22 protein-coding genes are annotated in these 22,620 nt (G+C 73.0%); 11 read left to right on the top strand and 11 right to left on the bottom strand.

Features of this window, described 5'->3' with window-relative positions; translation table 11 throughout:
- Positions 1–544 precede the first annotated feature (544 nt).
- Entirely contained in the window at positions 545–1,462 is a 918-nt protein-coding gene (locus B086_RS0127050) for an SGNH/GDSL hydrolase family protein (protein ID WP_018569566.1), read from the top strand.
- A 270-nt stretch (positions 1,463–1,732) separates the two neighbouring features.
- Here B086_RS0127050 and B086_RS0127045 read toward each other — a convergent pair whose 3' ends face one another.
- From B086_RS0127045 to B086_RS0127025, 5 genes are all read right to left on the bottom strand, one after another.
- A complete protein-coding gene (locus tag B086_RS0127045) occupies positions 1,733–2,158 on the bottom strand; it encodes an organic hydroperoxide resistance protein (protein WP_018569565.1) in 426 nt (141 codons plus the stop codon).
- A gap of 261 nt (positions 2,159–2,419) precedes the next feature.
- The gene (locus tag B086_RS0127040; RefSeq protein ID WP_018569564.1) at positions 2,420–2,812 is read right to left on the bottom strand and encodes a hypothetical protein; all 393 of its coding nucleotides are present in this window, start codon (positions 2,810–2,812) and stop codon (positions 2,420–2,422) included.
- A 73-nt stretch (positions 2,813–2,885) separates the two neighbouring features.
- Entirely contained in the window at positions 2,886–3,890 is a 1,005-nt protein-coding gene (locus B086_RS0127035; protein WP_018569563.1) for an NADP-dependent oxidoreductase, read from the bottom strand.
- Positions 3,891–3,941: 51 nt separating this feature from the next.
- Positions 3,942–5,129 carry an acyl-CoA dehydrogenase family protein gene (locus B086_RS0127030; protein ID WP_018569562.1) on the bottom strand — a complete coding sequence of 396 codons (1,188 nt, stop codon included), beginning with the start codon at positions 5,127–5,129 and terminating at the stop codon, positions 3,942–3,944.
- Between the two features lie 153 nt (positions 5,130–5,282).
- Positions 5,283–5,975: a hemerythrin domain-containing protein gene (locus tag B086_RS0127025; RefSeq protein ID WP_018569561.1), complete on the bottom strand. Its 693-nt coding sequence runs from the start codon at positions 5,973–5,975 to the stop codon at positions 5,283–5,285.
- 66 nt (positions 5,976–6,041) lie between these two features.
- Between B086_RS0127025 and B086_RS0127020 the strand changes: the two genes are divergently transcribed.
- From B086_RS0127020 to B086_RS45680, 3 genes are all read left to right on the top strand, one after another.
- Entirely contained in the window at positions 6,042–6,647 is a 606-nt protein-coding gene (locus B086_RS0127020; protein WP_037873992.1) for a TetR/AcrR family transcriptional regulator, read from the top strand.
- Positions 6,648–6,913: 266 nt separating this feature from the next.
- The gene (locus B086_RS0127015; protein ID WP_018569559.1) at positions 6,914–7,858 is read left to right on the top strand and encodes an NADP-dependent oxidoreductase; all 945 of its coding nucleotides are present in this window, start codon (positions 6,914–6,916) and stop codon (positions 7,856–7,858) included.
- Positions 7,859–8,306: 448 nt separating this feature from the next.
- Positions 8,307–8,528 carry a hypothetical protein gene (locus tag B086_RS45680; protein ID WP_234029386.1) on the top strand — a complete coding sequence of 74 codons (222 nt, stop codon included), beginning with the start codon at positions 8,307–8,309 and terminating at the stop codon, positions 8,526–8,528.
- Positions 8,529–8,578: 50 nt separating this feature from the next.
- Here the strand turns inward: B086_RS45680 and B086_RS40900 are convergent, their stop codons facing one another.
- The 3 genes from B086_RS40900 to B086_RS0126995 all read right to left on the bottom strand — a co-directional run bounded on the left by B086_RS40900 (position 8,579) and on the right by B086_RS0126995 (position 11,066).
- Entirely contained in the window at positions 8,579–9,637 is a 1,059-nt protein-coding gene (locus B086_RS40900; RefSeq protein WP_037873990.1) for a hypothetical protein, read from the bottom strand.
- 114 nt (positions 9,638–9,751) lie between these two features.
- Positions 9,752–10,120, bottom strand: coding sequence for a darcynin family protein (locus B086_RS0127000; protein ID WP_018569556.1), 369 nt, complete (start codon positions 10,118–10,120; stop codon positions 9,752–9,754).
- 52 nt (positions 10,121–10,172) lie between these two features.
- Positions 10,173–11,066: an NAD(P)H-binding protein gene (locus B086_RS0126995; protein ID WP_018569555.1), complete on the bottom strand. Its 894-nt coding sequence runs from the start codon at positions 11,064–11,066 to the stop codon at positions 10,173–10,175.
- A 105-nt stretch (positions 11,067–11,171) separates the two neighbouring features.
- Between B086_RS0126995 and B086_RS0126990 the strand changes: the two genes are divergently transcribed.
- Positions 11,172–12,188: a LysR substrate-binding domain-containing protein gene (locus B086_RS0126990; RefSeq protein WP_018569554.1), complete on the top strand. Its 1,017-nt coding sequence runs from the start codon at positions 11,172–11,174 to the stop codon at positions 12,186–12,188.
- Positions 12,189–12,335: 147 nt separating this feature from the next.
- Here the strand turns inward: B086_RS0126990 and B086_RS0126985 are convergent, their stop codons facing one another.
- A complete protein-coding gene (locus B086_RS0126985; protein ID WP_026252811.1) occupies positions 12,336–13,034 on the bottom strand; it encodes an SDR family NAD(P)-dependent oxidoreductase in 699 nt (232 codons plus the stop codon).
- Between the two features lie 116 nt (positions 13,035–13,150).
- Here B086_RS0126985 and B086_RS0126980 point away from each other — a divergent pair, with 116 nt between their 5' ends.
- On the top strand, positions 13,151–14,029 hold the full coding sequence (locus B086_RS0126980; RefSeq protein ID WP_026252810.1) for a helix-turn-helix domain-containing protein: 879 nt from the start codon (positions 13,151–13,153) through the stop codon (positions 14,027–14,029).
- 66 nt (positions 14,030–14,095) lie between these two features.
- Here B086_RS0126980 and B086_RS0126975 read toward each other — a convergent pair whose 3' ends face one another.
- The gene (locus B086_RS0126975; protein WP_018569551.1) at positions 14,096–14,695 is read right to left on the bottom strand and encodes a TetR/AcrR family transcriptional regulator; all 600 of its coding nucleotides are present in this window, start codon (positions 14,693–14,695) and stop codon (positions 14,096–14,098) included.
- Positions 14,696–14,828: 133 nt separating this feature from the next.
- Here B086_RS0126975 and B086_RS0126970 point away from each other — a divergent pair, with 133 nt between their 5' ends.
- The 4 genes from B086_RS0126970 (at position 14,829) to B086_RS0126955 (ending at position 20,588) form a co-directional block, all read left to right on the top strand.
- Positions 14,829–15,569 carry an SDR family NAD(P)-dependent oxidoreductase gene (locus B086_RS0126970; protein ID WP_018569550.1) on the top strand — a complete coding sequence of 247 codons (741 nt, stop codon included), beginning with the start codon at positions 14,829–14,831 and terminating at the stop codon, positions 15,567–15,569.
- Positions 15,570–15,618: 49 nt separating this feature from the next.
- Positions 15,619–16,284, top strand: a complete 666-nt coding sequence (locus B086_RS0126965) for an ArsR/SmtB family transcription factor (protein ID WP_018569549.1) — start codon at positions 15,619–15,621, stop codon at positions 16,282–16,284.
- Positions 16,281–17,579 carry an MFS transporter gene (locus B086_RS0126960; protein WP_018569548.1) on the top strand — a complete coding sequence of 433 codons (1,299 nt, stop codon included), beginning with the start codon at positions 16,281–16,283 and terminating at the stop codon, positions 17,577–17,579. The genes B086_RS0126965 and B086_RS0126960 overlap by 4 nt, the downstream gene beginning before the upstream one ends.
- Positions 17,580–17,753: 174 nt before the next feature.
- Positions 17,754–20,588 (top strand): N-acetylmuramoyl-L-alanine amidase, encoded by a 2,835-nt coding sequence (locus B086_RS0126955; RefSeq protein ID WP_026252807.1) that lies wholly within the window; start codon positions 17,754–17,756, stop codon positions 20,586–20,588.
- 605 nt (positions 20,589–21,193) lie between these two features.
- On the opposite strand, the gene B086_RS0126945 is transcribed toward B086_RS0126955, so the two are convergent.
- The gene (locus B086_RS0126945; RefSeq protein WP_018569545.1) at positions 21,194–22,012 is read right to left on the bottom strand and encodes an SAM-dependent methyltransferase; all 819 of its coding nucleotides are present in this window, start codon (positions 22,010–22,012) and stop codon (positions 21,194–21,196) included.
- A 119-nt stretch (positions 22,013–22,131) separates the two neighbouring features.
- Here B086_RS0126945 and B086_RS0126940 point away from each other — a divergent pair, with 119 nt between their 5' ends.
- The gene (locus tag B086_RS0126940) at positions 22,132–22,575 is read left to right on the top strand and encodes a MarR family winged helix-turn-helix transcriptional regulator (protein WP_018569544.1); all 444 of its coding nucleotides are present in this window, start codon (positions 22,132–22,134) and stop codon (positions 22,573–22,575) included.
- Positions 22,576–22,620: the final 45 nt, after the last annotated feature.

The raw sequence follows: 22,620 nt of genomic DNA, 5'->3' as shown, positions 1-22,620 counted from the left end.
AACGCGCCGTGTTCCAGGACGATCGTCGGCCTGGTGTGCCGGTCGGCGGTGTCCGTGTGCTGGGGTGTGCTGCTCGCGTTCACGGCGAACGCGGTACCCGCGATGCCCGCCGTGAGCGTGGCCGCGACCGCCGTCACGAACCGCCGGCCCCGCAGATTCTTGATACCGACCATGAGAAATCACCCTCCGGAAAAATCTTGAACTGTGCTGAACAGCGAACTGTGCTGAATCACGAACCGTGCTGAATCGCGAACTGTGCCGAGGAACCGCACGAGAAGCTCGATGTGTCCACTGTGGGCCACACATGTTGCTCCCGCATCCGTCACATGACGGTCATACCTGGGTACGTACATCTACTTGGCCGCGCCCCGCCGCGCCGGACACCTAAGCCATTCGACGCTCGGGCACACGCCGCCGCCCGCCCGGACGCCCGTCCTCCGCCCCGGCCGGTGGCACAGCGGCCGATTCGTTACCTGGGCCACCGGCACCTTTCGGGCCTCCGCAACGTGTCAACTAGTGATCGTCGATCACGAAAGGACAGATCTTGAGGAGACTCCTTACCGCTCCCACCGCGCGGCGCTCGCTCACGGCGGGTGCCGCGCTGCTCGCCGGTGTGTCGGCCCTGGCCCTGGCCGGGACCCCGTCGGCGAGTGCCGCCGACGCCCGGCACGACGGGCGCCACCGGGTGGATTACGTCGCCCTCGGCGACTCGTACGCCTCCGCACCGCTCGTCCCCACCCAGGTCGACAGCACCTGTCTGCGCTCCGACCAGAACTACGCCTCCCTGGTGGCACGGTCCTCGCGGGCGGCGCTGACGGACGTCACGTGTTCGGGCGCGACCACCGCGAACATGGCGGCCCCGCAGGGCTCGGTTCCGGCCCAGTTCGACGCGCTGAACCGGGGCACCGACCTGGTCACCGTCACCATCGGCGGCAACGACATCGGCTTCTCGACCGTGCTGGGCACGTGCGCGAAGCTGTCGGCCTCCGATCCCGCGGGTGCGCCGTGCCGGTCGTACCTGACCGGCCAGGGCAGTGACCAGGTCTCCGACGCGGTCGCCCGGACCGCGCCGAAGATCGCGGACGTGCTGCGCGGCATCCACCGCCGCGCCCCGCACGCCCGGGTCGTGGTCGTCGGCTACCCCGACCTGTTCCCGGACGACGGTGTCGGCTGCACCAGCGCCAAGGTGCCGCTGGCCGCCGGTGACTTCTCCTATCTGCGGGACAAGGAGAAGGAACTGAACGGGATGCTGGCCCGGCAGGCGCGGCGCGGCGGCGCGGAGTACGTGAACACGTACGCCCCCACCGTCGGCCACGATCTGTGCCAGCCGGTCGAGCGGCGCTGGATCGAGACGTTCGCCCCGGAGACGCCGGCCGCTCCGGTGCATCCGAACGCTTCGGGTGAGCGGGCCATGGCCGGTGCCGTCCAGCGGGTGCTGACGCGCCACTGGTGGCACTGGTGATGACCGGGGGGCTTCCGGGCGACGCGCTGTGCGGGTCGCTGTGAACGGAACACCTTGAAAGCAGGGGGCCCGGCTCACACCGGGCCCCCGTTCCCGTTCACCCGCCCCCACGGCTCAGAGCGAACGGGAGCCTTGCGGGCCGTCTCCCGGTCGGGGAACCGTGGAGACCTTCCGCGCCCTGTCCCCCGCGAGCGGGGGTCAGGAGCCTTCATCTGATGAACGCATGCCGGCCCGCCGAGGGTTCACAGAAATGCCACGGTCTTTTCCGTGTCAGGCGGTGGTGGCGTCGAGGGTGACGGGGATGTTGCCGCGGGTGGCCTTGGAGTAGGGGCAGATCTGGTGGGCGGCTTCGGCAAGTTCCTGTGCGGTGGCCTGGTCGACTCCGCCGAGGACGGGGCTGAGCGTGGCGGAGAGGGAGAACTCGCCGTCGTCGCCGTGGGTGAGGGTGATCTCGGCGGTGATGGCGGTGCTGGTGAGGCGGATGTGGCGGGTGGCGGCGGCGCGGCGCAGGGCGCCGAGGAAGCAGGCGGCCCAGCCGGCGGCGAGGAGCTGTTCGGGGTTGGTGGCGCCGCCCGCGCCGCCGAGTTCCTTGGGGATGGCCAGGGTGTGCTCCAGCAGGCCGTCCTCGGAGCGGGCGGTGCCGCCGTTGCGGCCCTCGCCGGTGACGGCGACACGGGCGGTGTAGGTGACGGCCATGACGGATCTCCCTGTACGTGTTCGTGGATACGTGGGTGTCGGGTGCCTCCTTCCCTGGTGACCCGGACTTCCGTGTCACCTGTTCAGGCGGTGACGTCATCATGGCAGGCATGTGCGCCACCGGTCAAGCCGGTGACGACGCCGGGAGAGCATGGTCCGCGACACGTCAGGAAAGCGAAACGCGGCATGCCCGTGCCGGAAGCACGGGCATGCCGCGTGGGTGACGGCGGGATCACCGGCGTACCGGTGTCCCGGGGGCGATCACTGCCAGCGCACCACGCGGGGGGCCTTGGTGGTGCCCTCTGCGCTGTACTTGCGGCCGGGCGAGGTGGCCTGCCAGCCGCCGCGGGGCGCGCTCACCTTCGCGATGCCGAAGTGCGCCCGGCCGCCGTCGCGGAAGCCGCCGATGGTGTAACCGCCGGTTCCCCAGACGTTGAACGTCTCGCACTTCCCGCGGTGGACAGCCGTGCTGCGCAGACCGTCGGACCAGGTGATGTCGGCGTCGTAGCTGCCCTTGGCGCACAGCTGCACGCGGTGGACGCTGACGGCCGCGGAAGCCGGGGCACCCGCCGCGACGACCGCGGTCCCGGTGGCGAGGACGACGGCGCCCGCCGCCATGAGGGAACGCAGCCGTGGGCTCTGCTTGTCACGCATGAATTCTCCTGCATTCAGGGGGTGGTGGCCTTACACCCCCACAACGGGCGCTGTTGTCACAGGAGTTCACACCTCACAGAGCCAGCACCGTCTTGCCGGTGTTCTCCCCCGCGAACAGCCCACGCAGCGCCTCCGGGAAGCGCTCGACCCCGCCGCTGATCACATGGGTGCGCTCCTTGAGCCGCCCCTCGCGCAGCCAGTCGGCCAGCCGGGCCCTGGCCTCGTCGAAGCGAGGGGCGTAGTCGAAGATGACGAAGCCCGTCATGGAGGCCCGGTTGACGAGCAGTTGCATGTAGTTCGAGGGGCCCTGCACGCCGTCCTCGGAGTTGTACTGGGACACCGCTCCGCTGATGACCACCCGCGCCCCGCGGGCCAGCCTGGTCAGCACGTCGTCGAGCACATCGCCGCCGACGTTGTCGAAGAACACGTCCACCCCCTGCGGCGCGAGCTCCTTCACCTGGGCCCGCACCGACCCGGACTTGTAGTCCACGGCTCCGTCGAAGCCCAGCTCCTCCACCAGGTGGCGGCACTTGTCGGGACCGCCCGCGATGCCGATGACCCGGCACCCCTCGATCTTGGCGATCTGGCCGACCAGCGCGCCCACGGAGCCCGCCGCGGCGGAGACGACCACCGTCTGGCCGGGCCGGGGTCGGCCGATGTCGAGCAGCCCGAAGTACGCCGTGAGTCCGCTGAACCCGAGCACGCCGAGGTGCAGCGGCGCCTCGCCCAGGAACAGGTCGACCGTGCCGACGTCCTTGCCGTCGCTGAGCGCGTACCGCTGGACGCCGAAGGTGCCGCTCACCACCTCGCCGACCGGGTGGTCCGGGTGCCGGGACTCGACGACGTGCCCGATCCCGGCGGCGCGCATCACCTCGCCCAGGGCGACCGGCGGCACATAGGAGCGGCCCGCGTTCATCCAGGAGCGCATGGCGGGGTCGATGGACAGGAAGTCGACCTCGACGAGGAACTCCCCCTCGCCCGGCTGCGGGGCCTCATCCTCCGCGTAGCGGAAGTCGGAGGCGGCGGGCAGGCCGACGGGGCGCGCCGCGAGGCGGTACTGCGGGTTGGTGCGGGACACGTGTGCTTCCTCCGGGGTGCGGTGACTCGGTGGGACGGGACGGGACGGTATTCAGAGCCGGGCGGTGTCGATCGGCAGGCCCAGCAGATGGCGGCCCGTCACCTCGTAGGTGGCGGCGTTCACCTGTATGTGGGCCGTGACGGTGTGCGCGTCACGGAATCTGCGCTGGAGGGGCGAGTCCTCGTGGATGGCCGCGCCGCCGCCCAGCTCGTACATGGCCGCTGTCACCTCGGCCGCCGTGCGGGCAGCGTGGGTGGCGGCAAGGCGCAGGTCGACCCGTAGGTCCATGGTGAGCGGGGCCGCGTCCCGCGCGGCCCGCCAGGCTCGGGCCACGGCGTCGTCGTAGAGCAGGCGCGCGGCGCGCAGGGCGGCCTCGGCCCGTGCCACCGCCGCCTGGGTGGCGGTGCGTTCGGCCAGGGTGCGCTCCGAGCCGGACGGGCGGCGGGCCGACGCCAGCGCCAGCAGGTCGTCCACGGCACCGCGGGCGTTGCCGAGGGCCGCCGCGGCGACCGACAGGGCGAAGAACCCGAGGAGCGGGAAGCGGTAGGGCGCGGTGGCGCCCGCGGGCGGCCCGTCGACGAGCGACGCCAGCCGGTGCGCGGGGACGAACACGTCGTCGGCCACCACGTCATGGCTGCCCGTGCCGCGCAGGCCGCTGGTGCGCCAGGTGTCGAGGATCTCCAGCTCCGCCGTGGGCATGGCCACGACGCGCAGGACGGGCGCGGCGCCCTCGACCTCGCCGGGATCCGCCAGCACACACCCGGCCATCAGCCAGTCGGCATGGGTCACACCGGAGCAGTACGCCCAGCGTCCGGTGACCCGTACCCCGCCGTCCACCGGCAGGGCGCGGGCGGTGGGCGCCCACACACCGGCGGCGACCGAGCGGGGGTCGCCGAAGACCTCGGCGGCGCCCTCGGCGGGCAGATACGCGCTCAGCAGGCTCGTGGACGCCGCGATGGCCACGCACCAGCCGGCGGACGCGTCCGCGCGGGCCACCGTCTCGGCCGCCCGCAGGATCCCGGGCGGCGGGATCTCCGGGCCGCCCAGGGATTCCGGGACGCCGGCGCGGAACAGCCCGCCGGCGGTCAGCGCGTCGGCCAGTTCCCCGGGGAGCGATCTGCGCTCCTCGGTGGCGGGGGCCAGGGCACGGGCGAGGTCCGCGCAGTGCCGCGCCGCCGCGTGGAACTCCGTCCGTCCGGCCCGCTCGTCGTCGGTGGTGGTGTCGCTCAGGTGAGGCATCGTCAGCAGTATCCCGGTGGATCGTGTCGAATGTGAGGTCCGGGGCGGGATCCTGGGAGGATCCCGGGACCGGTCGTCCTCGGTGGGGGCGTCACCATGATCCCCGGGACACGTGTGGGATATGCCGTCAGTGGCGGCGTGTACCGGCCAAAGTCAGCCCGTGGCGGCCGCCTCGGCGGCGCGGACCGTCCGCGCGTAGGTGAGGTAGCGCCGGGCTCCGACCAGCCGCCACAGCACCCGGGCCGGTGCGGGCATCTCGCCGAGGAACCAGGCGCGCTGCCGGGGCGTGGCGTCCTCCAGCACCATCCCGGCGAGGTTCAGCTTGCCGGCGAGTGTCTTCGGGCCGTTCTTCATCGCGTGCTTCTGCGGGACCAGCCACTCGGGCACCGTCAGGTGCTCGTGCATGAGCGGCAGCACCCTGCTCTCCTCCAGGTCGAGGTGCACGGTCAGCGCCTCGTCCAGGCCGCGCAGCGCGTCCGCGATGCGGTCGCGTGCCGTGGCGTCCGCCTGTGCGGTCCAGGCCGGGAGGCCGGACCCGATGGCCGCGACGGCGTCGGCGATCGCCTGATGCTGGGTCTCCATCAGGCCGATCAGGTCCTTCTCCAGCGGGACCCGTTCCATGAGGACCGGCCAGAGAAACATGTCTTCCGCCTCATGGTGCTCGTGGAGCATGGCGAGGACCAGCGCGAGGTGGTCGCCGACCACCCGCGCACGGGCGGTGTCGGCCGGCCGGACGGCCGCGACCAGGAACGGGAGGTTTCGGAACTCACGGCGCAGAGTGCGGTGGATCACCACCATCTGCTCCGTTTCCGGCTTGTCGGTGGGAGCGTCGGGATTGATCGGCATACTTTGAGAGTAACAGGGTTCCTCTGAAACTATGTTTCTCCGGCTCGGCCTGCGATACTGCCGGTCATGGCCAAACGTGTGTATCGATCAGTGGTCCGGGCCGCCTCGGCGCGGGAGACCCGCGCCGAGGTCCTGCGTGCCGCGGAGGAGCTGTTCGCCGGGCAGGGATACACACGCACCACCGTCGCCCAGATCGCCGAGCGCGCGGGTGTCGCCGTGAACACCGTGTACACCAGTGTCGGCGGCAAACCGGCCCTGATCGGAGCCCTGGCGCGGGAGAGCACCGACGACGAGGGGATCACCGAGTCGATGGCCGCCGTGCTCGCCGAGACCGACCCGCGGCGCATCCTGCGTCTGACGGCCGAGGGGACCGGCGAGGTCACCCGGCGCCGCTCGGCCTTCCTGCACGTCATGGTGGACAACGCCGCCTCCGACCCCGCCGTGGCGGCGGCGGCCGAGTACGCGGTCGGCCGGTACCGGCAGCGGCTGGCGGCCGTCTCCGGCCGCCTGGTCACGCTCGGGGCGGTCGGCTCCGACGCGGCGCGGACCGAGCAGATCCTCTGGTTCTACTTCGGCACCGCGAGCTGGTCGACCGCCCGCGAACTGGGCTGGGACTGGGACGAGACGGCGGCCTGGCTCGCCGAGCAGGCCGCCTCGGCGCTGCTCGGCTGAACCGGGCACACCTCCTCTATGGACTTTGAAGTCCAGAAAATTCGGTCTACCGTTCCTGCCATGACCGCGGCGATGGCACACGTGGAAACACGTGTCATGGAGCTCGCCCGATGCATGTGACCCGTGGTCCCGGATCGGCCGGTCTCGGATCGGTCCTTCGCGGCATCGACGGTCACATGACTGAAGGCGGGTCCCGGCAGGCCGCGGACAATCGCTGTGAGACACATCCGGAGCCGCGGGACGGCCCCCGTCCCTGGGAGGGAAACATGAAGGCAGTAGGCGTCATCCGGTTCGGGGGCCCCGAGGTCCTGGACGTCTTCGAGCTGCCCGCACCGCACGCGGGCCCCGGGCAGGTACGAGTGCGGGTGCATGCCGCGACCGTCAACCCGGGCGACCGGTTCCTGCGCGGCGGGTTCGCCGATGTCAGCGCGGTCCGGCCGCCGTACGTGCTCGGTGCCGAGGCCGCCGGGGTGGTGGACGAGATCGGCCCGGGGACGGACACCGGACTGCGCCTCGGCGACCGGGTGATGGCGGTGGTGGTGCCCAACACCGCGACGGGCGGCGCCTACGCCGAGTACGTCGTGCTGCCGGCCCGGCAGGTCGCCCTCGCGCCCGCCGGCACCAGCCATGCCGAGGCGGCGACCCTGCCGATGAACGGGCTCACCGCCCGGCTCGCCCTGGACCTGGCCGACCTCGCGCCGGGCCGGACGGTCGCGGTCACCGGCGGCGCCGGGGCGGTCGGCGGCTACGTGGTCCAGCTGGCCGCGGCCGACGGGCTCACGGTCGTGGCCGTCGCCTCGCCGCACGACGAGGACCTGGTGCGCGAGCTGGGCGCGGATCTGGTGGTGCCCCGGTCGGGCGACATCGGCCGGAACATCCTGCGGGCGGTGCCGAGCGGTGTGGACGGGCTGGTGGACACCGTCGGCGCCGGTGCCTCCGCCTCGCTGGCCGTGCGCGAGGGCGGAACGATGTCCAGCAGTGTGGGGATCGGATCCTCCGAGGAACTGCGGCTGCGCGCCGTCCGCAACCGTACGGCGGTGTTCACCTCGTACCTCGGCGACACGGCACGCCTCGACCGGTTGCGCACCCAGGTCGAGAAGGGCCTGCTCACCCTGCGGGTGGCCCGGACCCTTCCCGCCGAGGACGCCGTCACCGCGCACCGGCTCCTGGAACAGGGCGGGATCCGCGGCCGGCTGGTGCTGGAGTTCTGAGCGCGGGACACGCCCGCCGTCCCTCCTGTGCTGCTCGCACGGGTCTGGACCTCACGCTGTTCATGGCGGACTGGGAACGGCTGCGTGCCCTCCCCGCCGGGCGCCGGGCCGACGCGCTGGAGGACGCGGTGCGGCCCCCGGACCTCCCGGACGACCAGGCGTGGTCGCGGCGCGGAGCCCCTGGCCGGCTGTGGCCTCCGGGGGGTCCGGGAGGAGGACGCCTGGTGCGCCGAGTACGTCTTCGCCCACACCACCGGCTCCTACCGGCCGCACCGTCGCGCGGGCGACGGGTGGGACGACATGCGCATGCGCGCGGACGCGTCCGTGCGCGCGGCGATGGACGCCTTCCTCGACGGCCTGATCTGGTACGCGGATCCGGCGACCGGCCCCGGGGGGGCGGACCTGCGGAGGGCTCTTCCCGCCCGCCGCCGGCCCCCGGCTCCCCCGCGTGCTGCTCGTCTGCCCGCCAAGTGCCGTGCCCGGCAAGGTCCGTGCCGGGGAGCGGGTGGAGCCGCGGCTGGAGGAGCTGCGCGGACCGTTCGCCGCCGAGTGCGCGGGCTGGGCCGGACGTCCGGACACCTTCGGGGAGTTCACCGCGCTCCTGCGTGAAGGGGCCGATGCGGCCGGGGCGGCCGCGCGTCGCGGCTGGGGGCTCGTCGGGCTCTCCTGACGGGCCGACGAGGACGGCCCGACGAGAACGGCCCGACGAGGACGGGCGGTTCAGGTGGAGGGCGGCTGGTAGACGCGTACCGTGGCGGCGATCTTGCGCGCGGTGGCGTCCGGGACCTCGCCGTCGACCCCCTTGGCGGCGAAGAAGGACCAGGACTGCAAGTCGCCCTGGGCGTTCTTGAAGGCGAACGTCCACGCCTTGCCGTTCGTGACGCATTTCCTGCCGGTGCCGACGCCGGTCGACCAGGCGCTGCCGAGGCTGCCCTTGAGGCCGGAGGCCGAGGTGAACGGTTCCACCGGACCCGAGGTGATCTTGGCCTTGTCGGGCTGGGTGTACTGACCGTAGACCCAGGTCCTGGGGTCGTCGTGGGCGATGCCCTCGGTGGTCCTGGCACCGTTGTTGCCCCGGGACCCGGCCCCCGCGAGAGGGGTGTAGCCCACACGGCCGTCGCGGTCCTCGTCCGAGGCGCACCACTGCTCCTTGAGGAACGCGGGGGCGCGCATGCCGATCAGCGGCTTGTCGTCGGGGTCCTTGTTGTCGGCGACGAAGGTGACCCACCCGGTGGACTTGAGCCCCCACTCCGGCGGGACGTCGAACTTGATGCCCGCCTCGGGGTTCACGACGACCTTCCAGCCCTTGACCGTGGCCGTGTCGCTGCCCGCGTCACGGGGGTTGGCCGAATTCTGCTGCGCAGAGGGCGAGATGGTGGGATTCGGCGTGGGACCGGGGCCGGCCTCGTCGTCCTTGCCGCCGAGCACGGCGTAGCCGGTCACCCCCGCGGCGACCACGACGGCCGCCGCCGCGACGACGGCGACGAGTGCCGTACGGTTGCGGCCGCCGCCCGGAGGGCGCGGAGGTCCGGGCGGACCGGAGGGGCCCTGCGGTCCCTGAGGCGGCCCGCCCATCGGCCGCGTCGGGACGTCCCACGGCTGGGGCCCTTGCTGGTACGGGTTCGGCTGCTGGTAGGCGTTCGGTTGGTGGTATCCGGGCTGCTGGTACGGGTTGGGCTGCTGCCCCGGTACCGGTTGCTGTCCCGGTCCCGGCTGCTGCCCCGGTACCGGTTGCTGCGGATGCTGCCCGCCCCCTGGCGGCTGTTCTCCTGGCCACATGGGCGGTAACCCTATGCGAGCGGCGGAGCGGGCCCGCAGGAGGGGCGGTGGCACCGGCCGCCCGCCGCGCCGGGGGTGCGCGGAGGGCGGCCGGGGTCCGGGGGACGCGGTGCGTCAGGTGGCGATGGTGGCCACGTCCTCGAATCCGTAGGTGCGCGCGTATCCGTTCTCGGTGCCGACGAGAAGGTCGACGATCTCGAAGTAGCGGTCCCAGAAGGGGGTTTCGCGCAGGGCGTCGATGAGGAGCTGGTAGGCCCGGTGGTCGTCGGCCTCCCAGACCCAGACGTCGGTGACGCGCGCGGAGTAGAACTCCGTGTCGTAGAAGCGGGACCGTACGCCGCTGGTCTTCGCCTCTATCGCGGGGACGACCTGGGTGGTGAAGGCTTCCAGGCGCTCGCGGGGGGTCAGGGCCAGCCACTCGGGCGTGGTCTTGACGAGCAGGAACGCGGTGACCGGCGGGTCGGTGTTCTCGGTGGTGGTCATGGCGGGACGCCTTTCGGAAGAGGGGCGTTCAGGAAGGAATCGCGGGACGGCTTCAGGAGAGGACGGCCGGCTTGAGCGTCCGGGCGCACCACTCCTCGAAGGTGGTGGGGGTCGCGGTGGCCGGGGTGCGGGTGACACCGGCGTCGAGGCCGTCGTCCTTGGCCCGCTTCATGTCGACGATGCCCTGGACGAACGACGCGTCGAGGCCGTAGCCGACCAGGGTGGCGTGGACCTCGTCGAGGGGCTGGCGCACGTAGCGGACGGGGCGGCCGAACTGCTCGGTCATGATGCGGGCCAGGTCGTCGGGCGACAGGTCGCGCGGGCCGAGGACCGGGACGTCGGCGTTGCCGGTCCAGGAGCGGTGCAGCAGCAGACCGGCGGCGACGGCGGCGATGTCGGCGACGGCCACCATGGGCGCCCTGCGGCCGGGGTCGACGCAGTCGGTGAAGAAGCCCTGGTCGCGGATCGAGCCGGCCTCTTCGAGGAGGTTCTCGAAGAAGGACGGGTTGGCCAGGGCGCGGTAGGCGGCGCCGGTGCCCGCGAGGAGGTCGTCCATGGCGAAGGAGGCCGTGACGAGTCCGGCGCGCCCGGCGACCGGGGTGCCGCGGCCGAGCGCGGAGACGCCGACGACATGGCCGACGCCGTGGACGGCGAGCGCCTTCGCGGCGGGGCGGGTGAAGCCCCGGTAGCCGTCCTCCGGGGGCAGCGAGGAGTCCGGCGGGACGAGCCAGAAGACGGCGTCCGCGCCGTCGAAGGCGCGGTCGACGACCTCGGGGTCGCCGTGCGAGCCGGTGATCACCTCGACGCGCTCGCGGACGTCCTCGGGCAGGCGGGCGGGGTCGCGCACGATCACGCGCAGTTCCTCGCCGAGGGTGGGGGCGGACTCCAGGAGCAGCGGCAGCAGGTGGCGGCCGATGTTCCCGGTGGGGGCAGTGATGACGATCATGCAAACCTCGTGGATCGTGCCGGATTCGGTACGTCCCTCATCCTGCGGAGGCAGCAGGTGTTGCCACAATGGGAACTTCAGCACGGAATCCTTGCCTGAAATGGAATGACACCGGTGAACAGCGCGCACAGCACAGAACCCGTGATCGACGCCCAGCTCGCCGTCGCCCTGGACGCGCTGCTGGCCGAGCAGAGCGTGACCCGGGCCGCCGCCCGTCTGCACACGTCGCCCGCCGCCATGAGCCGCACCCTCGCCCGGCTGCGCCGCGTCCTCCAGGACCCGCTGCTGGTGCGGGCCGGGCAGACGATGGTCCCCACGCCCCGCGCCCAGGCCCTGCGCGACGAGGCCGCCACCGTCGTACGGCGGCTCGGGGCGCTGCTCACCCCAGGCGCCGGTGCCGACCCCGCCACCCTGCACACCACCTTCACCCTCCAGACCGCCGATGTGATCGGCGCGGCGCTGGCTCCCGGGCTGCTGCGGCTGACCCGGCGGGAGGCGCCGGGGATCTCCTTGCGGTTCCGGGCCGAGGAGCTGGAGGCCGGACCGGCGCTCCGCGACGGCCGGATCGACCTGGAGGTCGGGTCCATCGACCACGTCGACCCCGAGACCCAGGTCGAGGAGCTGGTCACCCTGGAGATGGCGGCGGCCGTGCGGCCGGGGCACCCCCTCACCGAGGGGACGCTGACCCCGGCCCGGCTCGCGGCGGCCGAGCATGTGGCGGTCAGCCGCCGGGGCCGGTTCAGCGGCCCCCTCGACACCGCGCTGGCCGAGCAGGGGCTCAGGCGGCGGGTGTCAGTCGTCCTGCCCGGCCATCTCGCCGCGATGACGCTCGCCGCGCGCAGCGACGTCGTCTGTCTCCTTCCGGCCGCGCTCCCCGGCACGGCCCCCTCACCGCTCACCGAGGCCGCCGCCGTGCTCGGTCTGCGGCTCCTCCACATCCCCCTCCCGCTCCCGCCCCTGACCATCGGCATGGCCTGGCACCCCCGCCACGCCGCCGACGGCGCCCACCACTGGCTGCGCGGCGCGGTACGCCGCACGCTCACCGCACCGGAGGAACCGGACCGCGGACCGGACTCTTCGTCACCGTGCTCGCCGGGGTCCTGGAGTTCCAGCGCGACCTGATCTCGGAGAACACCGGAGAAGGCGTCGCCGCCCCCTCGACGCCGCAGGCGCCCGCGACCTGCCCGCCGCCCCCGAGCCGGGACGCGCCGCCGAGCAGCACCATCCCGAGCCGAACACCACGGTCACGAGACCTCGGCGCGGCTGGTCTCACGACCAGGCGATCTCGCCATGGCGGTCGATGAAGCGTCCGCTGCCGGCGCCGGGCCCCTCGGTGGCGAGGGCGACGATCGCGTCCGTGCCCTCGGTGACGGTCTGGGGGCCACTGTGCCCGTTGATGTCGGTCGCGGTGTAGCCGGGGTCGGCGGCGTTGACGCGGATGCCCTGGAGCCCCTTGGCGTACTGCGTGGTCAACATCGTCAGCGCTGCCTTCGAGGAGGTGTACAGCGGTGCGACGACATGCGACTCGGGCCGGGCGGGGTCGTGGGTGAGGGCGAGGGAGCCCATGCCGCTGCTGACGTTGATGATCACGGGGTCGTCCGAGCGGCGCAGCAGCGGCAGGAACGCGGTGGTGGTGCGGACGACGCCGATGACGTTGACGTCGAGGACGGCGTGGGCGTCGGCGGCGGTGAGGCCGCCGGGATCGCCGAGGGGACCCTGGACCCCCGCGTTGTTGATCAGGACGTCGATCCTGCCCTCGTGCTCGGCGACGTCCGCGGCGGCGGCGGCCACGGACGCGTCGTCGGTCACGTCGATGGGGACGAAGCGTGCGCCCAGCGCGGCGGCTGCCTCCTCACCCCGCTCACGGTCGCGGGCTCCCAGGAGAACGGTGTGACCGCACGCGATGAGGCGGCGGGCGGTCTCGCGGCCGATGCCCTTGTTGGCTCCGGTGATGAAAGTGATCGTCATGCCTTCGATGGTCGCCTGGACGAGGGAGCCGGACCAGGGACGCTTCGACGGTGGGAAGACCAGTACCACCCTCGCGTCCCCGCGTGTGATCGGGGACGCGGGAGGATGGCGGGAGGATGGAGAGCATGACGACGACACCCCCCGGAGCTGGACTGGGCGCGATGATCCGCGCGTGGCGGAACCGGCTGCCCCCGTCGGCCGCCGGGCTGCCGGTCGTCCGCAAGCGCCGGGCTGTCGGGCTGCGGCGTGAGGAACTGGCCGACCTGGCCGGAGTGTCGGTCGACTACGTCGTGCGTCTGGAGCAGGGGCGGGCCACGACGCCCTCGGCGTCGGTGGTGGCGTCCCTGGCGCGCGCCCTCCAGCTGTCCACCGCCGAGCGGGACCACCTCTACCGGCTGGCCCGGCTCGTGCCGCCGGCGGACGGCACGATCTGCGACCATCTCCCGCCCGGTATGCAGCGGGTCCTCGTGCGCCTCGGAGACGTACCGGTGGCCGTGTTCGCGGCGGACTGGCAACTGGTGTGGTGGAACCACGGGTGGGCCGCCCTGCTGGGAGACCCCCTGGCCTCGCCGCCGCGGATGCGCAACTTCGCCCGCGCCAGGTTCCCGGTGGACGCCGGTCACACCCCCCTCGTGCTGTGGCCCATCACCGACACGGACCCCGGCACCACCGACGCCGCCCTCGTCTCCGATCTACGCCGCGCCACCGGCCGCTTCCCCCGGGACGGTCGCCTGGCCGCGCTGGTCCGCGACCTGGACGCAGGCAACGAGAGGTTCGCCGAGCTGTGGGCGAAGGGAGAGGTGACCGCGAACCGCGAGGTCCGCAAGACGGTCGACCACCCGTCGGTGGGTCCGGTCACGGTGGACTGCGACGTCCTGAGCGACGGCGACTCCGAGCTCAAGATCGTCGTCATGACCGCCGAGCCCGGCAGCGAGGACGAGACCAAACTCCGGCTCACCGCCATCGCCGGCCCACTGGCCGCCACGCGCGATTGATCCGGCCTACGCGTCGATCGACCGGCTGCGTATGTGTGGCGAGCACGGAACCACCCGATGCCGGGTTCAGCCCGCGGCCGGTCTCAGTACGGCGTCCACCAGGGCGTCCACCAGGTCGCCCGGCACCTCCGCCCCCGTCAGGGCTCGGTAGACGAGCGGGCCGGTCAGGGCGTCGAGCGCGGCCTCGGGGTCGAGCCGGGGCGCGAGGGCGCCGGTGGTGATGCCGCGGGCGAGCATGGCGCGTTCGCGCGCCCGGCGCGGTTCCAGGTAGCGCTCCTGGAAGCCCTTGGCCGTGGCGGGGTCGTGCTGCGCCTGGGCGAGCAGGGCGAGCAGGACCGCGCCCGCGGTGTCATCGGTGAGGAAGTGCGCGTAGCCGCGCAGGTAGTCGCGGACCGTCCCGGCCGTGATCTCCTCCGCCGGGACGGGCAGGCGCTTCTCGCTGTCCTCGATGAGGGTGTCGAGGAGGATGTCCGTCTTCGAGGACCACCAGCGGTAGATCGTCTGCTTGGCGACGCCGGCCCGCCGCGCGATGGCCTCCACGGTGAGCGCGCCGAAGCCGTGCTCGACGAGCAGATCGTCCGCGGCGTGCAGTACGGCGAGGCGCGCGGCCTCGTCGCGCCGGTTGCCGGAGCGCGGCCGACGGGGTGGGGAACTGGCGGCGGACATGCGGCACACATTACCGGCCCTTCGTCCCGGCCCCGCGGAACACGATTGATTAGACGCGACGTCGCGTCTAATCTGAGTCGAGCCCCACCGCCGACCGAGCCCGCCTCGCGTCCCGCCACCAGAAGGAGCACCCATGTCCCCCTCACCTCCCTCACCCCCCTCGTCCGCCGAGTCCGCCGAGTCCGCCGCCCCCCGCCGCCTGGCCCTCGTCATCGGCGCCTCGCGCGGCCTCGGACTCGTCCTCGTCGACGAACTCGCCCGGCGCGGCTGGCAGGTCGTCGCCACCACCCGCGGCGGCGACGGCGAGCTGCGCGGCCGGGCCGCCGCGCACGACGGCCGGCTGGAGATCGAGTCCCTGGAGATGACCAGCCCGGAGCAACTGGCCGCGCTGCGCGAGCGCCTGGCCGGCCGACGGCTCGACCTGCTCTTCGTCAACGCCGCCATCGACCGGGGCGACCTCGCCATCGACGAGGTCCCCACCGAGATGTTCACCGAGGTGATGATCACCAACGCGCTCGGTCCGCTGCGCGCCCTGGAGGCCCTGCGCGGGCTCGTCGCCCCCGGCGGCACCGTCGCCGTGATGTCCTCCGAGCAGGGCAGCGTCTCGCTCAACACCGAGGGCGGTTACGAGCTGTACAAAGCGAGCAAGGCCGCGCTCAACCAGCTGATGCGCAGTCACGCCACCCGGTACGCCGACGACGGCCTGACCAAGCTGCTCATCGATCCCGGCCACAACCGGACGCGCCTCGGCGGCCCCGACGCGCCGCTCGATCCCGGCGAGAGCGTGCCCGCCGTCGTCGACGTCCTGGAGGCCCAGGCCGGCGTCCCCGGCCTGCGGTTCCTGGACCGGCACGGCGAGACCGTCCCCTGGTGAGTCACAACAACTCTTTCAAAAGAGTTGTTGTGAGCCTACGCTCGGCCCCATGACCGATCCCTCGACCACTCCGCCCGCCCAACCATCCGCGCCCGAGATCGAGTTGGACACCGCCGCGCTGCGCGTGCTGGCCCATCCCGTACGCATCGACGTGCTCGGGCTGCTGCGTCGGCGCGGTCCGTCGACCGCCACCAGGCTCGCCGCGGAACTGCGCATCAACCCGGGCGCCGCCAGCTACCATCTGCGGCGCCTGGCGGCCGGCGGCCTGATCGAGGAGGAACCGGGGCGCGGCAAGGGGCGGGAGCGGTGGTGGCGGGCCTGCCACCACCGCTCGGTCCACGATCCGGCGGCGGGCTCCCCCGAACAGCGGGAGGCCGGGCGCGCGTACACCCACGCGGTGGCCCTCGCCGCCGCCGAACGCCTGCGGGCCGCCGCCGCCGAGGTGCCGCTGCTGCCCGAGCCCTGGACCGGGGTCAGTGCCTACGGCGACTTCGTGCTGCGGCTGCGCCCGGCCGAACTCGCGGCGCTGCGCGACGAGTTGTTCGCGGTGATAGCCCGCCACGGACAGCCGCGCACCCCGCTCCCGGCGGCGGCCCAGGCACCGGCAAAGGCGCAGCCACCGACACCCGCCGTCGTGGACCCCGCCCCGGTCATGGTGCAGGTGCAGGCGTTCCCCGTGCCCGGTGCGGTCGCGCTGCGGGACGCCGGCTCATGACGGTCCGGGAGGCGGAGACGGCCGTCGCGCGACCGGCGTACCGGGACGGCAACGTGTTGCGCTGGCTCGCGGCGCACACCGCCTCCGTCACCGGTGACGTCGTCTGCTTCCTCGCCCTGTCGTGGTCGGCCGCCCGTGCCGCGGGCCCGTCCCAGGCGGGCCTGGCCGTCGCGGCGGGCGCGCTGCCCCGCGCGGTGTTCATGCTCGCCGGAGGCGTGGTCGCGGACCGGTTCGGCCCGCGCCGGGTCGCCGCGGTCAGCGACGCGACCCGCTGTCTGGTGATCCTGCTGACGGCCGCCGTGCTGGTGTCGGCGGCGCCGGACATGCGGCTGCTGATACCGCTCGCCCTCCTCTTCGGTGTGGTGGACGCGGTGTTCATGCCGGCGGTGGGCGCGTTCCCGCCCCGGATCACCACCCGGGAGCAGCTCGCGCGGGTCCAGGGCATGCGGGGCCTGTCGCTGCGGCTGAGCAACGCCGCGGGACCCGCCGTGGGCGGCGTCGTGCTGGCGGCCGGCGGGACGGCCGGGGCGTTCACCGCGGCAGGGGCGCTGTTCGCCGTGTCGCTCGCCCTGCTCCTCACCGTCCGTGTCACCCCCGCTCCCGCCCCGGTCCCCGTCCGCGCCCCCGCCCCCGCTTCCCACTCCGGCGCCCCGGCCGTCCCCGTACGCCGTGGCTCCCTGGGGGAGTTGGCCGACGGGCTGCGGTACGTCCGGCGGCACCGGCTCCTCGGACCGCTCACCGCTGTGATCGGGCTGAGCGAGATGTGCTTCAGCGGCCCGGTCGCCCTGGGCCTGGTGCTGCTGGCGGACGAACGGGGCTGGGGCGCGGCGGGCACGGGCTGGCTGGCCAGCGCCTTCAGCGTCGGCGCGGCGGGCGCCGCCCTGTGGATCACCGTGTCCCCCCGGATCCCGTACGCCGGTCCGGGCGTCGCCGCCGCGCTGCTGGTCACCGCGGCGGCCACCGCCGCCCTCGGACACGTGCCGTCCCTGGGTGCCGCCGTCGCCCTCACGGCCCTGGCCGGCCTCGCCAGCGGTACGACGGTGACGCTCACCGGCGCGCTGGTGCAGGCGACGGCCGACCCGCGCTACCTCGGCCGGGTCACCTCCGTCAGCACACTGTGCACCCTGGGTCCGGCGCCCCTTCTCTTCCCCCTGGCGGGCCTGACCGCGCAGCACTGGGGAACCGCCGCCTTCTTCACCGGCTGCGGCACCGTCAGCCTGCTGGCGGCGGTACCGGCGCTCGCGGTTCCGGCGCTGCGCCGGGCCCGGTTGCGGGGTGCGGGCGCCCCGGGCTGACGCCGCACCGCCGGGCCCGGTGCAACACCCCTGTCGTATCGGGCGATTGTGCCCCGGTCCGCCGGGTGAACCCCGCCCCGGTGCCGGGAACATGATCTCCGTTGATAGCGTCACTCCGAAGTGTGCAATGCAACGATGTCATGTTGCGTATCCAGCACTGATCAGGGGTGGAATGTGAGCGCGGACCATCGTAGAGGCCGCAACAAGAAGAGACTTCTCGCCTGCACCGTGGCCTCGGCCATCGCCGTCGTCGCCGCGGCCGGCACGCCGGTCGTGGCGGCGCCCGGACCGGGGGGACCGGACGGCCTCGCGGCCGCCCCTCCCGGTGCCCGGTTGCAGACCGAGTTCGAGAAGGCGGCCGAGGAGTTCGACGTCCCGCTGAGCGTGCTGATGGCGGTCTCGTACCGGCAGACGCTGTGGGAGGACCACGACGGGCTGCCCAGCACCACCGGTGCGTACAACGTCATGGGGCTCACGGACGTGGATCCGGGCAGCCTCGCGGACGGCCCGGACGCGCGCGCCCAGCAGCTCGACCGGATGAACCGCAGCGGCGATCCGGCCGTGGCGAAGCACTTCGACGCCGCCAAGGCCCTCAAGGGTCTGGGCAAGGTGTCCGTCGACACGAGCGACCCGCGGCTGCACACGCTCGACGAGGCCGCCTCCCTCATCGGCGTCGCCCCGGACAAGGTGCGCGCCGACACCCGGCAGAGCATCCGGGCGGGAGCCGCCCTGCTCGCCAAGTACCAGAAGGACGCCGCCGGTTCGCTGCCGAAGGACCCGGGCGCCTGGTACGCGGCCGTGGCCCGCGCCAGTCAGGCCACGCAGACCCAGGGGGCGCAGCTCTTCGCGGACCGCGTCTACGACTCGGTCCGCACCGGCGAGCGGCGGGTCACCGCGGACGGCCAGTCCCTGACGCTGCCCGCCGATCCGGCCGTGCGGCCCGCGCGGCAGTCGGCCCTCAAGCTCGCCGCGCCGACCGTCGCCACGGTCGGCGCCAACGCCACCGCCGACTGCCCGTCGGCCCTGAAGTGCGACTTCAAGCCCGCCGCCTACCAGCAGAACAGCGGTCCGGACGACTGGGGCAACTACAACATCGCCAACCGGCCCACGGTCGGCGGTGAGATCAACTCCATCGTCATCCACGACACCGAGGGCACCTACGACTCGGCGCTCAACGTCTTCCAGAACCCGGCGTCCTACGCCAGCACGAACTACCTGATCCGGGCCTCGGACGGCCAGGTCACGCAGGTCGTCGAGAACAAGAACGAGTCCTGGCACGCCGGGAACAAGAGTGTCAACATGCACTCGATCGGCGTGGAGCACGAGGGCTACGCGGTCAAGAAGGGCAGCTGGTACACCGAGCCCGAGTACGAGTCCTCGGCGACCCTGGTCAAGTACCTGGCCGCCGAGTACGGCATCCCGCTGGACCGTGAGCACATCCTCGGCCACGACGAGATCCCGGGCGTCCTGGACGCCAACGTGAAGTCGCAGCACTGGGACCCGGGTCCGTTCTGGGACTGGAACCACTACATGCAGCTGCTGGGCGCCCCGACCGGCGCGAGCGGCTCCGGCGGCCTGTACCAGCCCGGACAGGTGATCCGGGTGGTGCCGCCGTTCACCACGGCCAACCAGCCGACCGTCACCAACGGCGGTGCCGCGGTCGACAAGCAGCCCGCGAACTTCGCCTACCTGTACACCTCGCCGTCCACCGGCTCGGCGCCGCTGTCGGACCCGTACCTGGGCAGCCAGACCGCCACCGAGGCCCCGAACTGGGCCAACAAGGTGGTGGCCGGCGGCGAGTACGTGGTCGCGGAGGCGCAGCGGGACTGGACGGCCATCTGGTACGGCGGCCAGAAGGCGTGGTTCTACAACCAGGGCGGCCAGTTCGCGACCGCCGTGGGCACACCGGACACCGTCACGCCCAAGGCGGGGGCCGCTTCGATCCCCGTGTACGGGCGGACGTACCCCGAGGACGCCGCGTACAGCGGCACCGGCGTGCCGGTGCAGAACCAGAACGGCGCGTCGCTGACCAAGTACAGCGTCCCGGCCGGGCAGAAGTACGCGCTGGCGGGTGCCGCCATCAAGGGCTCCTACTACAACAGCGGTCTGATCGACGGCTCCGGAACCGGGTCGCGCGTGACGGTCGTGGGCAGCAACACCTTCTACCCGATCCGCTTCAACCACCGGATCGCCTGGGTGCGCGCCGAGGACGTCCAGGTCGTCAAGGGCACCGCTCCCGACGCGGCCACCGACCGGTACAACGTGCTGGGCCGGGACGCCTCGGGTGTGCTGTGGCAGTACCAGGGCAGCGGCAGCGCCTCCGGCCCCTTCCTGCTCCGCTACCGCGTCGGCGGCGGCTGGGACACGTACGACCTGGTGACGCCGCTGACCGCGCTGCGCGCCGACGGCACCGGTGACATGGTCGCCCGCGACAAGAGCGGGGTGCTCTGGTACTACAAGGGCACCGGCAAGCCGTCGGCGCCCTTCGCCGGGCGGACCAAGGTCGGTTCGGGCTGGAACACGTACAACGCCCTGACCGGTGCGCGGGACGTCACCGGTGACGGTGTCCCGGACCTCATCGGCCGGGACGGCTCCGGTGTGCTGTGGCTCTACCGGGGCACCGGCGACGCCACCGCGCCGTTCGCCGCCCGGACCCGTGTCGGGCCCAGCTGGAACACGTACGACAACCTGACGTCCACGGGTGATGTGACCGGCGACGGCAAGGCGGACCTGATCGCCCGGGACACCTCGGGTGTGCTGTGGCTCTACCAGGGCACCGGCGACGCCACCGCGCCCTACGCCACCAAGTCGCGTGTGGGACCCGGCTGGAACACGTACAACGTGCTGGTCGGTCCGAGCGACCTGGACAAGGACGGCAAGCCCGACCTCGTCGCCCGGGACGCCTCGGGCGGGCTCTGGTTCTACAAGGGCACCGGTGACGCCGCCGCGCCGTTCGCCACCAAGTCCAGTGTCGGCGGCGGCTGGAACACCTACGACACCATCATCTGACGCCCGCGGCCGCAGCGGCTGAACCCCGCGACGGCCGAACGGCGGCATGCCAGCCCGTCCGCCCGCGGTGCCGCGACCGTCCCGATCCCGGGACGCGCCGCGGCGCCGCGGGCGGACGCATGCCGTCCGGGGGACGGAACGGGCCTGCCGGAACAGGCGGGCGGCACCACCACCGCGGCCCCAGGAGCTCCCTCCGACCGTCGTCCACACCCCGCACCCCGGCCCCGGCCCCGGGGAACCGCTCGCCGGGTGTCAGGTGGCCACGGCGCGCAGGCGCGCGAGCTTCTCCACGGCGGCGGGGCCGGAGCCGGTGAGCACGGCGGCGACCTCGGGACCGCGCCCGGCGAGGCTGTCCAGCACCTCTGCGGACGGTGTCGTCGGGGGACTCCGCCGAGGAGAACTCCAGCCACTGCGCCGGTGTCCGCGCCGGATGGGAGCGGAACCGTTCGGAGACCAGGAAGTCCGGTCGCGGGCCGTTCCATCCCGCGCACCGGGTGTCCGCGTGCCAGGTGGCGGCGGGAAGGTCCGCCACCCGGGCGAGGAAGCGTTCGCGCTGGGAACGGATCGCCTCGACGGCCTCGGGCGGGTGACGGGGAGTCAGGGAGTCAGCCGGTGCGTTCCGCGGTGAGGAAGCCGGAGGCGGCCGCCGGGCCGGACGGTCTGCCGTATCCGGCGGACACGGCGGCCAGGTCGCTGAGGCCGACCGACCAGCCGTCGCGGGCGAGCCAGCGATCGGTCCCGGGGCCGAGGCCGCCCTTCCACAGGTCGGTCATGGGGGCCAGTGTGTCCTCCCGGGGTGTGGTGGTGACATCCCGGCCCTGTTCCAGGAGGAGCAGGCTGCCGGGGGCGGAGAGGCTGCCCACGGCCGACAGCAGGTCTGCGGCCTCCCGCGCGGTGAGGTAGACGAGCAGTCCCTCGGCCAGCCAGGCGGTGGGCCGTTCCGGGTCGAGACCGGCCCGGACCAGTCCCCCGGCCCAGTCGTCGCGCACCAGGTCCGCCGCGACGGTGGCGCGTTCGCAGCGGGGGACGGCGCCCTGCTCGTCCAGCACCCGCTGCTTGAACGCCAGCACGGGTGCGAGGTCGACCTCGAAGAGGCGGGTGCCCGGCGGCCACGGGAGCCGGTGGGCGCGGGTGTCCAGGCCCGCGCCGAGCACGACGACCTGGGTGCGCCCGGCCCGGCCGCCCGTGGCCTCGACGAGCCGGTCGTCGTAGAAGCGGGTCCGGATCACGCCCTGGAGGACCAGCCTTCGGGCGAAGTCCCCGGCCGGTCCTGACGTCGGCAGCGGCATGCCGGACGCCCGCACGAAGGCCATGGCGTACGGGTCCCGGAAGAGCGGGTCGGGGCGGCTGCTCTCGTAGGCGCGGACCAGGGCGACGGACAGGGCCGTACGGGAGATGGGGCTGAGCGGTTCTGGAGTGGTCATGGCGCCAAAGTAGATCGGCACAGATGCATCTGTAAAGATGTATCAGTGAAGATGCATCACCGGTGATGTATCGATCGTGATGCATCACCGGCGATGGGGATTCGCTATAAGGTGTCGGCATGGATGGCGTCCAACTCCTGAGACTCGGCAAGCGCCTCACCGGCCTCGGGCGGGACGTGGTGGCCGATCCCTCCGGCGGCACCCTCACCCCGGGCGAACTGGCGGTGATCGGGGACGTGTTCAAGCACCCGGGCGCCTCGGTCCAGGACATCCGCGCCCGTACGGGCTTCGCGCAGAGCCATGTCTCCACCTCCGTCCAGCGGCTGCGCGACCGCGGGATCCTGCTGGCCGCGCCGGACCCCGCCGACGGGCGCCGCACCCTGCTCACCCTGGCCGACCAGGTGCGCCGCGTCGTGCACGAGCGGGCCGCCATGCCCGCGGAACAGGTCCTCTCCGCCGCCCTGTCCGACCCCGGGCAGACGGCGCGGGCCGTCGCGCTGATCGAGGAACTCGCCCGGCTGCTGGGCATTCCGCCCACGGAGCCACCGGCCGCCGAGAGGTGAGAACCGGCTGAACTTTGCCGGGGGCCGCCTCCGTTACCAGTGTGC

This window comes from Streptomyces sp. PsTaAH-124, assembly GCF_000373685.1.
Taxonomy (GTDB): domain Bacteria; phylum Actinomycetota; class Actinomycetes; order Streptomycetales; family Streptomycetaceae; genus Streptomyces; species Streptomyces andamanensis.
The sequence above is the reverse complement of the archived record's forward strand: the minus strand, read 5'-3'. Positions and strand labels throughout refer to the sequence as shown.